The sequence below is a fragment of the Flagellimonas sp. 2504JD4-2 genome, from assembly GCF_053642935.1.
The window spans coordinates 261,093-276,880 of the sequence record NZ_JBSIOV010000004.1 but is presented as its reverse complement, the minus strand read 5'-3'; the positions used below and the strand labels follow the sequence as shown (position 1 = coordinate 276,880).

The following is a 15,788-nucleotide window of genomic DNA, read 5'->3' as shown; positions in this document are numbered from 1 at the left end:
AACCTTTCATTCTAACTAAAATGGAAAACCGAGAACAAAGACTACCCGTCCACCATCTGTGCTATTGTAATAACCCAAATTTGCAGTGAAAGCATCAAGTCCACTTACCCAAAATGAAGCGCCATAACTATTATGCCACTTATTCGAATTGTCATCCTCAACCCAAACGCGACCGTAATCGAAACCACCTGTAAACCCGTATTTCAACGGAATAAAGGAAGCTTTTAACCTTCCTAACCTTAGCCGTAGGTCTGTATTTTGGTAATATGCATATTTACCATTGAACCGTTCATTCCTGAATCCTCTTAAACTATGAACCCCACCAAGAGTTGCACCATGGTAAAACTCGAAATTGTCACCAAATATGGCTTTTCCACCTAATTCCGTTGCCAATACAAGATTATTGCTTGGAATAAGACTTATATCAAAATCTAAACTAGAGGAAACATAGGCAAATTCATTGTCTATTCCGTCAATATCCCCAATATAAGATTTAAACCCCGCTGTAAGATCAAATTCAAAACCATATGTTGGAAAAGAAGTGTCATTCTTATTTCCGTATTGATAACTCACCTCTCCTCCAAGATAATCCTGCCTTTCAAATATTGAGGCGTCTTCGGGTATAGTGCTAATGAACCTACCTTCCGTATCTTCTACTTCAATCGATTCATACAAGGGTTTAACATAGAATGAACCACCATCCCTTCCCTTCCAAACAATTGATGGAGCGAAACCTATTCTTTGAATTCGTGTTCTGTTAAAATCCAAATCCACCAAATCTTTATCATATTCCGTTTCATTTCCGACACCAAAAAAGTTCATTGCAAAGTTCGAGCTGGTGTACCAGGCCTCTACAGCAAAATTCCAGTTGTGAAATATATTTGCAAACTCTCCTTTATAGGAAAGGTTAACTCCGGATGTCCCGGTGTAATATGCCCCAGCAAAACTGTGTTGCTGAGTAAATGGGTTTCCATGAATACCGTTAACGGAATATCTATCCATAAAACCAATGCGCAAGCCATCGTCCGGATTGAATGAAAGAAGTGGAAAAAGTTGATTTATATGCTCCTTAACCTTTTTATGGTCATAGTTGTTTACATCATAATCATCAACCAAACGTTTTCTCGAACCATTTTCCACAATGGTATTCTTCTTGCTCTTGTAATCAAAAAGTTTTACCCTTCTTTTGTTTTTGAAATCATATGTATCATTATTTTCACCACCGACTATTTTTATAGGAATTGGAGAATTACCTTTACCATTTACCTTGAACATATCTTTGCCATCAAGTCCATAAATCCATACCTCTTTGGTTTCATCTTTGGATAAGATTCGCTCAGATATTGTTCCCTTTTTGTTGCTCACCTTTATTTTGGTCTTGCCGTTGGGCATTCTGGTTATTTCAAATTGATCATCGATTTCACTGCCCAATACAATCTTGAATTTCGCATAATGTTCATAGTACTCTCTGATAAGGTCAACAATATTAGCTCTCCGCCCCCTAAGCTTTTCCTTTATCTCTTCAACTTTTTGTCCTTGAACCTCATCAGGAAGTCTTTTGAAAGCCTCATTGATCACATCATCGGTAAGATTTTCCTGGAGATATTTTGCCTGTCTTTCCCATTCACTCCAATCCGATTCATTTATGAAATTCAAATCAAGATAATATGTTTCAAAATTGAACCATTTAGGACTAGACAAATCTGCGTCGTAAGATTGCATTTTTCTTAAATCAGGTATAGCACAAGTCAAAAACGAAATTATGCTCCCGTCGAATACGGAGAAAGCCTGATCTCTATCTCTAGGTATTGGCTTTATTATCTTCGACCCATTGTCATTTTTAAATTCAGCCCAACGCCATTGATCTTCATGCCTGTCCCAATCACCTATTAACATATCAAAAATCCTCGCTCTTATATAAGAAGGTTCGTCTATATGGACCTGCCCAGTCTCGACAAGTTCCTCAAACACCTCATCTGTGCTCAAAATGTTATCCGGAGATCCAAAACTAGCCACCGTCCTTTGACTAGGCTCGACCCTTTCTTCTATCATATACAATTCATTACCATATTCAGTATTGAATGTGCCAAGTGCATCTTGTTTGGGGACATAGAATAATTGCGGATTGGTATGATATATTTTAGCTGCATCGGAAAGCACACTTATTGCAAAAGGTGTATATGGATGCGCTGTAGTATAAAAATCCATTATAAAACGATCAACAAAGCTCCCTTTGAGCTTATCTTCTATATACGAATCCTGAAATGCAGTCGTCTGGAGGAAACGAACACCACTCTTCTTTAAAGCCCTTAACGTGAATTCTTTTCCATTCTTATCTGCCAATCTTAGGGATTTAGTTTGATGTCCCCCGCCCACACGTAAAGGTGACAAACCTCCATACAATGTATCTAAAAACACTACTGGAGCTTCGACCGAAAGGCCATAGAATTCACGGTAATGTGCTCCCCACAAACCCTTATATAGTTTACTTTTTGTAGTTTCTTCCGGGTCATATACCGAAGCTTTTTGAGTGTCGCTATAACTACTCCTCGGTGCATACCCCGATGAAATGGCTCGTTTTGTTCTTTTATCGCTTAAAATTCTTGTAAAAAGAACTTCCTCGGACGAATCTTTAACTTCGATAAAAGTTACTACAGAATGTCCATGCTCATCGATTTCCAATTTAGCATAACCTTTATTTGCTCCCGCATAGTCTTCCTGGTTTTTTGGCCTGGCTCGTTTGGTGTTCTTTGCACTTCCGCTAATAATTTGTGGTATTCCATGAAAGGAAATGAGTTGCATATTCTTGTCCAGACCAGATACAAAAATTATATCGTCAAACTTTTGGGACAAAGTTGTCAATCGTTTTCTCAGAGAGCGATATTGCTGGTTTTGATAATCTTGCGTGGATGGACCGGCTGTTTTACTCAATAGGCCAGTGACTGTATTGGTGGCTATTGGGTGATGTATAGCCACAATCTTGGTCTTTCCAACTGATTTTTTCATTATGCTTTCAAACTCTAGAAAAAACAGATTTCTATTTTTAATATCACAGTTGTTATTTATATAAGGATATTTATCCCAATCTTCCATAAACCATTGGGAGTCAACGATTATTAGAACAATATCATCTGCAAGATCTTCCTTTTTAATTGGGCATCCATGGTTAGGGTAAAATTTTGCCTTGCTGTTCTTTTGAAGGTATTTTTCGGTTTCAGTAACACTTCTGTGTCCTTCCGGATGCCATTCTCTCCTACCCGGTGTAACAATCACTCTCCCGTCAAATGTGTCCCAGAGTCTCATTTGGTTTATGATTGAGTTCTCATTTTTGTTTCCCTCTTCACCAACAATATTTCCAAGCAGCAGCAAAATCTGATTTTCACCTTTCTTTGATGCCATGGTACTTAAAACCTCATTTCCCAATTCTTCATCACCTGTATTTGCAGAAATATAAATCGTTGTTTCCTGTCCTGCTAAATCCACCGAATAAAAAAGAGGGATAATCATTATGATTAGAATACCTATTTGTTTTGATATCGTCATGTTATTGTTTTATAAAAATTAAGGTTCCTTTTTAAGTTCTATGCAAAAATTTTTGTTTGCTGACTTGTATTCACAATTTCCTTGATTTTGGAAATGGCAAGTACCCTTTCGGGTTTGTACTTGATACTGAACCAGTTTGAATTGACCGTAATTGCCTTAACTTGACATTGCTTTTTCCTCAGGGCAAGGTTAATCAATGTTGTAATGGTCGCTTTCTTGTCTGGTTGTGACGTTCTTCTCATATCCGACTCAAGAAATTCCCTATAAATTTTGAAGTAATTCAAATTCAGACAAAAGACCCCGGTAGTAGCAAGTATTTCCTCGGAAAGTTTTAATAAACTTTTGGCCGAATGTTCTATGTAATGGTTTTGGTTTTGTTTCCTAATTTTCCTTGCATCCACAATTTTTTTCAAACAATCACTTCCACCTTTAGTAATGCAAATGCTTCTGTCGACACCACCAAATGGGGACAAGGTTGCTCCCAATGGCGAACTCAACACAGCAAACATTTTCCTGTTTGAGTTCATAAAACTTATTGCCTCCCTATATAATTCCTTGCCATAATAAAATAGCCCATTTATCACCAAAAATTGGCCATCTATATATTTCTTAGCCTTCCAAAGAGCGTAAGTACCATAGCTAAAGTTTTCACTCGGAATTCTTTCCAACAAACTAAATCTATTCTTACCAGGACTTGTAGATATCCAATGAATCCGTACCCGGCTTTTAAATTTAGCTCCTATACCCCGGGCAATTTTTTGCCTGATACTTTTTTGGGTTATAAAAACCATATTATTAAACCCCGATTCAATTGCATTATTAATATTATATTCCAATAATATTTCATTGTTGGGTCCCAGAGGCTCAAAAAATTTATCTTCGTAGATTTCTAACTCCGACGTTAGCAAAAAAACTATACTATTGTTTGTTCTCATAATTATATCATATTGTTATGCAATGCGGACAATATCGCTGTGACGGAAGATGTTGGTAGCTTTCAAATCAAGGGTTTTCTCCTGATATAGCTCTCTAGGCACGCTAATGTCTCCTAAATATAATTCCCCAACTACCTTTTTTGCCTTCTCTTGGAACAGTCCAATCTTAGGCATAGCCAAGGTTAAAGTAGCGGTCGAATTTATTATTGGGGTATACAGAGTACCTGATGTTAAGTCAAGACCAGAAGGCGTATCCAATGAGATTTTAGGTGCAGATTGACTATTAGCCCAAGAAATCATTTCGGCTGCGGCCCCGTATGGATTCCCATTTAGGCTATAACCAATGACCCCATCCAATATGGCCTCAACATCCTCCAATCCATCAAGTTCCTTGGAGTTGAATATTGGGAGTCCCATACGTTTCAATATAAGGTATTGGTGTAATGGGATGGGGGTAAAATCTTTTTCTGCTCCAGTTACCACAACTCTTATTTTGGCGCCCCAACCATGTAGTCTTCTGGCAGCGACCAAAGCACCACCCCCATTTCCTCCGGTCCCGGCCAATACCACAATTTTTTTGTTGCTCACATCTCCTTTGAATATTCGTTCCCTGGTAAGTATGGCTAAACATCTACCAGCATTTTCCATCATTTGAATAAGGTCTATATGATAATCTTCCATCATTAATCGATCAACCTCAATCATTTGTTTTGTATCGATTTTTAAATACTCCCCGTGCACATTTTTGATATAATCTGACATCATTACGCTTTATTATATAGTTTATAAATAGGTTCACGCATCATCCCACCGGCATTTGAAAGAACAAAGAAAATAGTCTCATATACCTCTTCCAAAGGCACCCAATCACCAGGCTGCGCATTGGGCATCGCTGCCCGGGTTCCAGGAGTATCCATAGTACTTGGCACGATTACCGATACATTTATTCCGGTTTCATTGGTTTCTATGTTGATGTATTCCGCCAATTGGACCAACAATGATTTTGACAACCCATAGGCAACTAGGTTCTTTCCTTCACTAGGGCTTATTGCCGGACGGGAACCAATCAAAATTACCTTAAGCGGTTTTCCATGTTTCTTACAGTACCCAATCATAGGTCTAACTACATGGTAAGCGGTTTTAAAATTCAAGTCAATCATCCTTTGGATTGAGTCTGACCCAGTATCTTCTATGTTTCCAGTCGCAAATCCACCAACAAGGCATATTAGTGCCTCTACGTCCTCTCTGAGATAATCCGTAACGTAATGAATGAATTCATTGCTGTCATCTTGGTTCAGTAAATTGACACTGTTCGAAACAAGGTTTTGATGTTTAATAAAATCCGGATTATCTGAAGGTCCGAGGACCGCGTTTACAGCATAACCTTGCTCCAATAATTTGGACGTTATTGTTCTTCCCAGATTGCCGGCTGCTCCAGTAATTATTATAGTCTTTTTCATTTTTTTGAAATCATTAGATATGTAATCAATAGTCCAAGAATCAAGGCATATAGCGATGAGAACTGGAATAAAGTTGACAGTGAATAGTATTTGCTAAAAATCCCTAGTACGTTTGAACTAAGCCCAGTACCCAACTGAATAGATGCAACCAATGCCCCTGAAATCAACGTGGCGTACTTAGGGAATTCATCAGTTGCTGCACTGATTGATTTGGGAAATAGAAATGAAAGGCCCAGCCCCCCAAGGGCCATACAAACCAACAATACCAATTCACTTGTTGCAAAAGGCAACATAAAAAAAACAACGCTAACCAAAAAGGGGGCTATTATGTACAATACTCTTGTGGAAAATTTTAGTGCCACGAACGTAAAAAAGACTCTTCCGACCGTTATCCCTCCCCAAAAAAGTGATAGACCAATTGAAGCCTTGGTCAATGACAATCCTCCCTCCTGTTCCAAAAAGACAGAACCGAAATTACCAAAAGTAGCTTCACAAGTACCATATAAGAACACTGCTAAAGCAAAAAGCCAAATCCTTTTCGGAATTCTACCATCACCTAAATTCTCTTCGCTTTCCTCAAGGGACAATTCCAATGGAGTGAACAGGGTAAAAAAGAACATTATCAGGGAAAAAGTGGTCACCAAAGCTGGGGCTCCCCACCAAAATCCAAGATTCATAAAGGTGTTCAAAAGAATTGCGGAACTCGCGGTGCCAAGTCCCAGCATAATATGCATTGCCGTTACCGCAGATGTCTCCTTGCCTGGAAACAAATTATAGGCAAACGGGTTGAGCGCTGTAATCGTAAACCCAAACCCCGTCCCTATAAATGTGGTTGCCAAAAGAATTACCCAATAATCTAATGTACCTTCCATTAACCAGTTGGAGGTGAACAGCAAAAACATTGACAAAAACAAACTGAACAACCCATATAGCATGATTTTTTTCATGCCGATACATTCTGCAATCTTCGGTGCGCTCAACGAGGAGACAATGGCAAATGCAATTTGAGGTATGAAAATACTCCCATATTGGGCACTTGAAAAACCATGGAACGTATTGTCCACGAACAAATTACCAGCAGCAGGAAACAAAACCAGGGCAACCCCTACCAAAAATCCACTAAAATACACCGCTAAAACTTTTTGTGTTTTCATGATTACTTAATCTGATATAGGTTGTGCTCCGAATAAAGTTTAACAAGGGCGGAAACTGACCAAGCCTGCTGTATGCAACCTCTACCCTCATTGGGCTCTAGCCCGTCAAATATTTCAGAAATGCCATGTAGGCAATCTGAAGTATAAAAGTGAGCTTTAAGGGGTTTTAAGCCATTGACCACTTCCTTTTTTGCCTTGGTAGAAAAACCGTACACCTTCAAATATGCTTGCCAGAATTCCATAAGCAAAAATGGCCAAACCGTACCTTGATGGTACGCAGTATCCCTTTGCCATTGATTTCCACCGTAATGGGGTACAAAATCCTTATTTTCTTGGTCAAGGGTTCTCAACCCATATCCAGTCAACATTTTATCACCTATTTGTTTAATAATTTCTTTTTCCTCTTTTCTTGAAAGTATATGAAAAGGAAGGCTCACAGCATAGATTTGATTAGGTCTAAAGCTACTATCTACACCATTTTTGGTAACTACATCATTTAAATAACCGTTTTCGTTTAAAAACTTTCTTTTGAAGTTTTTGAGAAAATTCTGCTTAGTTAATACTATTTCTCTATGGATTTTAATATCACATCCACTACAAAAGTGCTCATAAATGCACATGGCGTTGTACCATAAGGCGTTGATTTCTATTGGACAGCCTATCCGTGGAGTCACCACATAATCACCTACTTTTGCATCCATCCAGGTGAGCTGCCAGTTTTCCTCTCCTCCCCAGATAAATCCTTCCTCGGTCAAATGAATGTTATATCTGGTACCCTCAATATGACAAAGTAATATTTCTTCAAGCTTTTCCATGTTATCCCTTATGAATGCATCGTCACCGAACTTCATCTGATATTCGTACATCGCAACAAAAAGCCAAAGGGTGGCGTCGATTGTGTTATACTCTACATCTTGACCATCATAATCTGGGAAACGATTAGGTAGCATCCCTTTATCAACATACTTTAAGAAAGTCGACAATATGGACTTTGAGGTGTCTTGATCACCAATTGCAATGGTAAGGCCTCTCATAGCAATCATAGTATCACGGCCCCAATCGGTAAACCAATGATAGCCTGCTATTATGGATTTTGACTCTGTGGATGTCCGGTTGACCACAAATTGGTTACCTGAAACCAATAGGTCATTATAAAAATCATCTTTTGTCTCATTGGACCTTAAACTTGAGACAAACCTTTCTGTTATTCTTTGCAGATCCGAATATCGTTTAACTGTCATTCCCTCTTCTGTAGTAAAAAGGAGTGAAGCCTTTTGTCCAGGTGCTAGCTTGGAATCAAGAAATCCAAGTTGATAGTAGTCCTCTCTAAAATCCTGTCCTCTATATTGTTCCTTGAAGAGCTCTATATTTTTATACCATGTTCTGTCTTCTGTAAAGTTGCTTCGCGTCCATTGCATATACAAGGCAGGACTATCAGGATATGCATATATTTTTATTCCAGATTTGATTTTTTCATAATAGAAATCAAACTGGTTCTCATGCATTGTAGCATGGTAATCCGTATGCTCGAACAAAGGATTTACCTTCAAATTAAAAGCTTCTTTTCCAACATTCTCATAAATAACAACGGTGGTATTACTATTGGGGACCATGAATATCTTTTTAGATAATTTCCAGTTGTTCCCTTGATACTGCCAGGTTGCGATCGGTCGTCGTACAAAAGATTTTAAATATTTGTGTCCTTGGGGGTGCATGGTACCGGGATATTGGTTAACCGAAATCTCTGAAATGTCCCCATCCACTAAAACTTGTTCTTCCAATTTGGCGACCATTACCTTTCTTTCCGTGGGAGGGTTCAATGCAGCCACTAAAAGGCCATGATATTTTCTAGTATTTGCACCGGAAATCGAAGATGAGGCATAACTTCCAAGACCATTAGTTTCTAACCATTCCATGGAAAGCAAATCCTTGATTTCAATATTTTTTAAATCCATTTTAGAAACTTTTATTAGTTTTTCAGCTTTACCCTCAATAAATACTCGTCTGCCGTGATATAAAGTGTACTATAATCCTCATCAAATGCACAATTTGAAACCCATTCCCCAGGTTTAATTTTTCCGATAAGTTCATGTTTAGCATTAAATATCCATACTCCACCTGGTCCGGCTGTGAAAATATTTCCTTGGTCATCAACTTTCATTCCATCGGGAAAACCAACTTCCTTTCCAATTAAGTCAGTAACGTTTAAAATTTCATTCATGCCTCCCAAAGTACCATTATCAAGCATCTCAAACGCCAGCCAAGAGGCCTTCTTGGAATCGGTATTGGATACGTATAATATTTTCTCGTCTGGTGAAAATGCAAGACCGTTCGGACGGCTTATCTTATCTGTCAGCAAACTGAGCTCGCCTTTTTGATCCAATCGGTATATGCCTTGGAACGGAAGCTGTTTTTTAGGGTCTTCCATCATTTTTTCACTCAAACCATAGGGCGGATCTGTAAAAAAAAGATTCCCGTGGCTATCATATACTAAATCATTGGGACTGTTCAGTAGCCATCCACCAAAATTGTCTGCGATAATTTCAAAGTTCGCTTTAGGGTCTTCCAATGGAGCATTCATTCTCACTACTTGTCTATTTCCATGCTGGCACAGAACCAAGCGACCTGCTTTATCCAGAGCCAGTCCATTTGAGCCCCGTTCCCTGCTATCCGTGTTGTCTCCAGTAAACCCAGAAGGTTCCAGATAAATCTCAAAACCATTCTTCTCGGACCATCTGTGAATTCTGTTCTCTTTTACATCAGAACAAAGAACCCATTGTTTATGAGGTATCCATAAGGGACCTTCTGCCCAGGACATTCCTTCACCCAAAACTTCAATTTCGGCCTCAATTGGAACAATGGCATCTAGTTCAGGTGAAATCCTTTCAATACTGCCAATTTTTCGATAACTCCTTACAGCCACCTCCAAGTTTCCTGTTCCAATTTTCTCCTTAATGGGTTTTTTATCGACCTGTCTGCATGATGAAAAAGTAAATAGATGTAACCCTACTATTAGCGCCTTGATAAGCAGGCATTGAAGTACTTTAGTTCTATATTTTATCAAAAACAATCTCATATACTTACCAACATGATTGATCAATAAGATGGGCAACACATCCGGTCCACCCTGTTTGGTGCGTAGCGCCTACACCACGCCCATTGTCACCATCAAAATATTCATAGAACAAAATCAAATTCTTAAAATACTCATCCCTATACCAGTCTTCATTGAGGGCGTGTACTGGTCGATTACCATCCTCATCTTGTTTAAAAATACTCACCAAACGATTGTTAATTTCATCACTCAGTTGTTTTAAGTTGAACATGTTTTTTGAACCGGTAGGAAAATGGACCTTAAAATTGTTTCCATAATATTTATGATATTCCAACAGTGATTGTACAAACAAAAAGTTCATAGGCATCCAAATTGGTCCCCTCCAGTTTGAGTTGCCTCCGAACAAATGGGTTGAAGATTCCGCTGGGTCATATTTTACATCGAACGTTTCCCCAGCTATCATAATAGAATAAGGTATCTCATGTGCTTTGGAAAGTGCCCTTATACCACATGTACTTAAAAACTCTTTTTCATCAAGTAATGCGTTCAGGAGTTTTTCCATACGTTTTTTTGGAACCAGGGAAAGAAGAACATCTTCACCTTCTTTCAACTCCTCAATAACCAAATATTTCCCATGTATTTGACGATGTTTTCTGAACCATTTGATCCCCTGTTGAAAATTCTTTAATTTCTTAAGCTTGTCACTGCTCAGGACCAAAACGGCATTCAAGGTCATTAGACCTACTAAGGACCTTACCTTAATGGGAATGTAGGAGTTGCTTGGTAATACCAGAACATCATAAAAGAATCCATCATGTTCGTCCCAACTTCCCAACCAATCATCTCCTATACGGTTTAAAGAAGCTGCAATATGCACAAAGTGCTCAAAATATTTAGTACACATATCCTCATAGGAAGCATCTTCCATAGCAATTTCTGTTGCCATCTGAAGCATGTTCAAACAGTACATCGCCATCCAAGCCGTACCATCCGCTTGTTCCAAATAACCTCCTCCCGGTATTTGACTGCTGCGATCAAACACCCCTATATTGTCCAAGCCTAAAAAACCGCCATCGAACACGTTATTTTCACTTCTATCCTTGCGATTGACCCACCAGGTAAAGTTCAATGACAATTTATTGAACACCCGTTTTAAAAACTCAACATCTCCCTTTCCTGTTTTTTTCTTGTCAATTTCATATACTTTAAAAGCTGCCCATGCCTGAACTGGGGGATTTACGTCAGAAAATGCCCATTCATAGGCAGGGATTTGCCCATTGGGTGCCATATACCATTCCCGAACGATCAAGATTAACTGTTGTTTGGCAAAATCAGCATCAACCATTGCAAGCGGGACACAGTGAAAGGCCAGATCCCAAGCTGCGTACCAAGGATATTCCCACTTATCTGGCATAGATATTATATCCTCGTTATTCAACGTTTTCCAGTTGCTATTTCGGCCCGACATTCGTTCTTTGGGAGGCTCCGGTTGTCCTGGGTCTCCTTTGAGCCATGTTTCCATATCTAAGTTGAAGTATTGTTTAGACCAAAGCATTCCAGCAAAGGCTTGTCTTTGAATGTTGGCCGTGTCCTCACATGGACCGTGCTGAAATTGCCTGTAAAAGGAGTCTGCCTCTTCCAACCGTAACCTAAAAACAGTATCAAATTCTAAGTTCAATGGATTACCGGAGTGCTCCTTTTTCGAAAATCGAAGTCTAAACTCAACTTTAGCACCAGCTTCTACCTTCTCTTGAAACATGGGAGCGAACTTGGTTCCTTTCTCAACGGCCTCTGTAAGCTCATAGTTTCTCCCAATAATGGCATCGTGAAACAAATCTTTAACATAGGGCGATTCATTCTCTATGCCATATAACTTTTTTTTGTTGGTTTCGTTGTTAGTGAACATCCACTGATGAGGCTGTTCAAAATACAGGTGATAATCTCCCAATTTTGGATGCGATAATTGGACGGATCCATATTTTGCCGTAGCTTTTTTCTTTTTGATAATATGTTCGCCATCGGCTTGCCCAAAACTCCAAAGGTTTCTAAGCCATAAGGTAGGGAGTACAGTAATCTCAGCAGCTTCAGGACCACGATTATGGACGGATATTTTTATCAGGATATCTTCATCATCCGCCTTGGCATACTCTGTAAATACATCAAAATATCTATTTTCATTGAAAGCACCTGAATCTAAAACTTCATACTCCAAATCTTGTTTACCACGATTTTTGTTGGTACTCAATAAATCTCCATATGGATATTCATTTTGTGGATACTTGTACAGATGTTTCATGTACGAATGTGTGGGAGTGCTATCTAGATAATAGTACAATTCTTTGCAATCCTCTCCATGGTTACCCTCTGGACCGGTTAATCCAAAAATGCGTTCTTTTATAATTGGATCTTTTCCATTCCAAAGGCCTATGGCAAAACATATGGCGTTATGCTCATCTGTGATTCCTGCAATGCCGTCCTCACCCCAACGATAGACCCTGCTCCGTGCATGGTCATGGGGAAAATAGTCCCAAGCCTCCCCATGTTCACTATAATCTTCCCTTACCGTACCCCATTGACGTTCGCTAAGGTATGGCCCCCATTTAAGCCAATTCTTCTTGCCAGAATAATTTTCCTGTAATCTTAGATCCTCAACTGTTTTAGATTTTCCCATCTTAAGTTATTAACCGTTAGTAGTAAACCCAGGGTAGCAGGTCATAGCACCATCAACAAAAATTGTAGATCCATTTATATAGTCTGATTCATCCGAAGCCAGCCATGCAGCCGCTGCACCAATATCCGTGGGTTTACCAATACGTTTATAAGGTATAAGCTCGTTCAATTTTTCAATGGCCTCTGGGGTTTCCCATGCATCCCGATTAATGGGTGTTTGTATTGCGCCTGGGGCAATACTGTTAGCTCTTATCTTTTTTGGCCCGTACTCTTGGGCTATTGACTTCATCAGCATTACAATAGCTCCTTTTGAAGCTGCATAATTAGCGTGGCCTGCCCAAGGAATAACCTCATGAACGGAACTCATGTGGATGATTTTGCCCAAGGCGGCAGAAACTTCAGGCCTCATACCTCTTCTCAAAAACTCTCGTATAGCTTCCCTACAGCAGAGAAATTGACCAGTCAAGTTAACATCAATAACAAATTGCCATTCCTTCAAGGGCATTTCATGCATTGGAAAATCACGTTGCAAGCCTGCGTTTGGCACACAAATATCAATCGTTCCAAAATGATCAATGGCCTGCTTGAACATTCTTTCAACCTGATCCTCCTTACTAACATCGGCCTTTATAGCAATACCCTGACCACAGAGCTCATCTGAACAAATATTATGTGCAATTTCCTCTGCGGCCTCTGGATTTGATATATAATTTATCACTACATTGGCTCCATCCTTACCAAGGGATTCAGCGACAGCTTGACCAATTCCGGAATTAGCTCCTGTAACAATTGCTGTTTGCCCCAACAATCTTTTATTTGGTTTTTGATACATTCTTTCAGTTTTTAAATCCTGGCATTTTACCGCCTATTTTTGTTTTAATTTTATATAATCCTGTGTGTGCAGTTAGATAAAGTGTTTTGCCATCATCCCCCCAAGCCATATTGGCAGGTCTTTCAGGGCCAATTATTTTTCCTAGTAGCTTGCCCGATGGAGATATAATCCATACCCCACCAGGGGCGGAAACGAAAACATTCCCTTTTAAATCCACTTTTACACCATCCAAAGCCTCTACTTGATTTGTTTGGTTCATTTCGTAGAACAATTCTGGTTCTTCCAAGGTTCCATCTCGGTTTACCTGAAATCGATATAGCTTTTTGGAATTCATCACATCTCTAATGTCCCAATTACTCACGTACAAGTATTTCTCATCTGGTGAGAAAGCGATACCGTTGGGTCCACCCACCCTATCAGATAAGAGTTCTGTCCTACCATTTTTTACCCGATAAACTCCTTGATATGGTGTCTCCTTTTTAGGATCGTTATAATTCTTTTCCAGACCATAAGGCGGATCAGTAAAGTATAGCGTGCCGTCTGACTTAAACACCAAATCATTTGGGCTGTTCAACCGTTTACCTTCGTGATTGTCCGTAATTACCGTAATAGGACCTTTTCTTTCATGTTTGATAATTCTGCGATTACCGTGTTGGGCAACGAACAATCTTCCATTGGCATCTAATGTCAATCCGTTAGAACCAGGTTGATGTATTTTACCAATATCGGTGCCTGTATATCCTGATTTGGTGATATGTACCTCTACATTTTTAGTTTTTGGACTATACTTGTATATCACATTGGCATTAGGATCACTAAACAGAAGATAACCATCTGGATGCCATACCGGCCCCTCAATAAACTGGAAACCTTCTGCCAGTTTTTCGATTTTTGCATTTACATCAATAACCTTATTGAGCTCAGGTTGAGAAACCACAACCGACCCTAGTTCTTTCCAATCATCATTGACGGTATATTGTTTGTGAAAATCAACCGTGGCCGAACGAATCCAGATGTAATTGTCCGGAATATCAGCTATGGGACCATTAATACCCAGTATAGCCAATTGGTGAGTATCCCCTGGTCTTGCATTATTGGTTAGGATAACCCTGTTCCTTGCGTTGAAACCTTTTATCATTCCATTTCCAGACTGACCGAAGGTTTTATCTAATTTACCATCAACCCAAATCTCCGAATAATCGTCTATGACTATTTCAAAGAAAACTGTGGAACCAGTAGGGTCGTATCCGTCTATATTCTCTGGAATGGTGATGTTCAATCGATACCAATTGAAACAAAGTCTTCCAGGGCAACGTCTTTCTTCTAGACTAGTAGGGTCTATAGTTTCCCAGCCAGAATCATTAAAATTATTGCCACCTGCCTTTGGCTCAATGTTCCATGTAGCCTGTTTTTTTCCGGTTGGGTAAAGTGCTAAAGGGTCATTATCGGATGGACCCGGCGCCCCAAATGTATCATCAACAATTGCCACATCGCTATACTTCCAAGCAGTTTTCAACATTTCAACCCCTTCCTTTGTCCTCAAATCGATAATGACGTCAGGGTTATCTACAACCAATTCCCTACTTTCCTGGGCTTTTAGGCAACCCAGAGAAATTAAAATCCCAAGGACAGTACAAACTTTTCTCTGCTGGATCATATTTTAGTCGAATTTCGCTCTTGCTCCCGCTTCGGCTATTTGAACATCCTGGTCTGCACTGGCAGCTCCACTAACTCCTATACCACCAACAACATGTCCTTTATATTTGATAGGGATTCCGCCACGTAGCATATTATGGCCCACCGTAATCAATGAGGTTCTTCCTCCAATTATTGCATCTTCTAATTTTTTGGACTCAAAGGTGAAGGTAGCTGCTGTTCTAGCTTTTCCTATGGAAACCTCTGAAGCTGCAGGAAAGGTACCGGTCAACCGTTCCAATAGGATTACGTGTCCTCCCGCATCAACAATGGCAATGGCACCCCCCGGTGCATTATTCGCTTTTGCATAGTCGGTGGCAGCTTTCATTATTTTCTTTGCTCCTTCCAAAGTAAGGCTGTATGAATTCTCAACCTGTGCGTGTATTGATCCTATTGCCAAAATAGCGGCGAACATGGTAAATAATCTTAGCTTTTTCATTTTGA

11 protein-coding genes are annotated in these 15,788 nt (G+C 39.5%); all 11 read right to left on the bottom strand.

The genetic code is table 11. From position 1 onward, the window contains the following. Nucleotides 1-15: 15 nt before the first annotated feature. The 11 genes from ACULLH_RS16545 to ACULLH_RS16495 are packed head-to-tail and all read right to left on the bottom strand — an operon-like array spanning nt 16 to nt 15,783. A complete protein-coding gene (locus tag ACULLH_RS16545; protein ID WP_454089863.1) occupies nt 16-3,543 on the bottom strand; it encodes a metallophosphatase in 3,528 nt (1,175 codons plus the stop codon). A 38-nt stretch (nt 3,544-3,581) separates the two neighbouring features. Further along, a complete protein-coding gene (locus tag ACULLH_RS16540) occupies nt 3,582-4,478 on the bottom strand; it encodes a hypothetical protein (RefSeq protein ID WP_454089862.1) in 897 nt (298 codons plus the stop codon). A gap of 15 nt (nt 4,479-4,493) precedes the next feature. Further along, nucleotides 4,494-5,243 (bottom strand): NAD(P)H-hydrate epimerase, encoded by a 750-nt coding sequence (locus ACULLH_RS16535; protein WP_454089861.1) that lies wholly within the window; start codon nt 5,241-5,243, stop codon nt 4,494-4,496. Then, nucleotides 5,243-5,938, bottom strand: a complete 696-nt coding sequence (locus ACULLH_RS16530; protein ID WP_454089860.1) for an SDR family NAD(P)-dependent oxidoreductase — start codon at nt 5,936-5,938, stop codon at nt 5,243-5,245. Before ACULLH_RS16530 ends, ACULLH_RS16535 begins: the two co-directional genes overlap by 1 nt. Beyond that, complete coding sequence (locus tag ACULLH_RS16525) at nt 5,935-7,092, bottom strand: MFS transporter (protein WP_454089859.1); 1,158 nt, start codon at nt 7,090-7,092, stop codon at nt 5,935-5,937. The genes ACULLH_RS16530 and ACULLH_RS16525 overlap by 4 nt, the downstream gene beginning before the upstream one ends. A gap of 2 nt (nt 7,093-7,094) precedes the next feature. Then, nucleotides 7,095-9,047, bottom strand: coding sequence for an amylo-alpha-1,6-glucosidase (locus ACULLH_RS16520; RefSeq protein ID WP_454089858.1), 1,953 nt, complete (start codon nt 9,045-9,047; stop codon nt 7,095-7,097). Nucleotides 9,048-9,061: 14 nt separating this feature from the next. Beyond that, nucleotides 9,062-10,168 (bottom strand): SMP-30/gluconolactonase/LRE family protein, encoded by a 1,107-nt coding sequence (locus ACULLH_RS16515; RefSeq protein WP_454089857.1) that lies wholly within the window; start codon nt 10,166-10,168, stop codon nt 9,062-9,064. 4 nt (nt 10,169-10,172) lie between these two features. After that, nucleotides 10,173-12,818, bottom strand: a complete 2,646-nt coding sequence (locus ACULLH_RS16510; RefSeq protein WP_454089856.1) for an MGH1-like glycoside hydrolase domain-containing protein — start codon at nt 12,816-12,818, stop codon at nt 10,173-10,175. Between the two features lie 9 nt (nt 12,819-12,827). Then, nucleotides 12,828-13,649 carry an SDR family oxidoreductase gene (locus ACULLH_RS16505; RefSeq protein WP_454089855.1) on the bottom strand — a complete coding sequence of 274 codons (822 nt, stop codon included), beginning with the start codon at nt 13,647-13,649 and terminating at the stop codon, nt 12,828-12,830. Between the two features lie 4 nt (nt 13,650-13,653). Then, the gene (locus tag ACULLH_RS16500) at nt 13,654-15,306 is read right to left on the bottom strand and encodes an SMP-30/gluconolactonase/LRE family protein (RefSeq protein ID WP_454089854.1); all 1,653 of its coding nucleotides are present in this window, start codon (nt 15,304-15,306) and stop codon (nt 13,654-13,656) included. 3 nt (nt 15,307-15,309) lie between these two features. Beyond that, the gene (locus ACULLH_RS16495; protein ID WP_454089853.1) at nt 15,310-15,783 is read right to left on the bottom strand and encodes a GlcG/HbpS family heme-binding protein; all 474 of its coding nucleotides are present in this window, start codon (nt 15,781-15,783) and stop codon (nt 15,310-15,312) included. Nucleotides 15,784-15,788: the final 5 nt, after the last annotated feature.

Bases quoted from the DNA above. Each gene is read 5' to 3' on its own strand.
- ACULLH_RS16545 (WP_454089863.1), bottom strand. From the start codon at position 3,543: ATGACGATATCAAAACAAATAGGTATTCTAATCATAATGATTATCCCT.
- ACULLH_RS16540 (WP_454089862.1), bottom strand. From the start codon at position 4,478: ATGAGAACAAACAATAGTATAGTTTTTTTGCTAACGTCGGAGTTAGAA.
- ACULLH_RS16535 (WP_454089861.1), bottom strand. From the start codon at position 5,243: ATGATGTCAGATTATATCAAAAATGTGCACGGGGAGTATTTAAAAATC.
- ACULLH_RS16530 (WP_454089860.1), bottom strand. From the start codon at position 5,938: ATGAAAAAGACTATAATAATTACTGGAGCAGCCGGCAATCTGGGAAGA.
- ACULLH_RS16525 (WP_454089859.1), bottom strand. From the start codon at position 7,092: ATGAAAACACAAAAAGTTTTAGCGGTGTATTTTAGTGGATTTTTGGTA.
- ACULLH_RS16520 (WP_454089858.1), bottom strand. From the start codon at position 9,047: ATGGATTTAAAAAATATTGAAATCAAGGATTTGCTTTCCATGGAATGG.
- ACULLH_RS16515 (WP_454089857.1), bottom strand. From the start codon at position 10,168: ATGAGATTGTTTTTGATAAAATATAGAACTAAAGTACTTCAATGCCTG.
- ACULLH_RS16510 (WP_454089856.1), bottom strand. From the start codon at position 12,818: ATGGGAAAATCTAAAACAGTTGAGGATCTAAGATTACAGGAAAATTAT.
- ACULLH_RS16505 (WP_454089855.1), bottom strand. From the start codon at position 13,649: ATGTATCAAAAACCAAATAAAAGATTGTTGGGGCAAACAGCAATTGTT.
- ACULLH_RS16500 (WP_454089854.1), bottom strand. From the start codon at position 15,306: ATGATCCAGCAGAGAAAAGTTTGTACTGTCCTTGGGATTTTAATTTCT.
- ACULLH_RS16495 (WP_454089853.1), bottom strand. From the start codon at position 15,783: ATGAAAAAGCTAAGATTATTTACCATGTTCGCCGCTATTTTGGCAATA.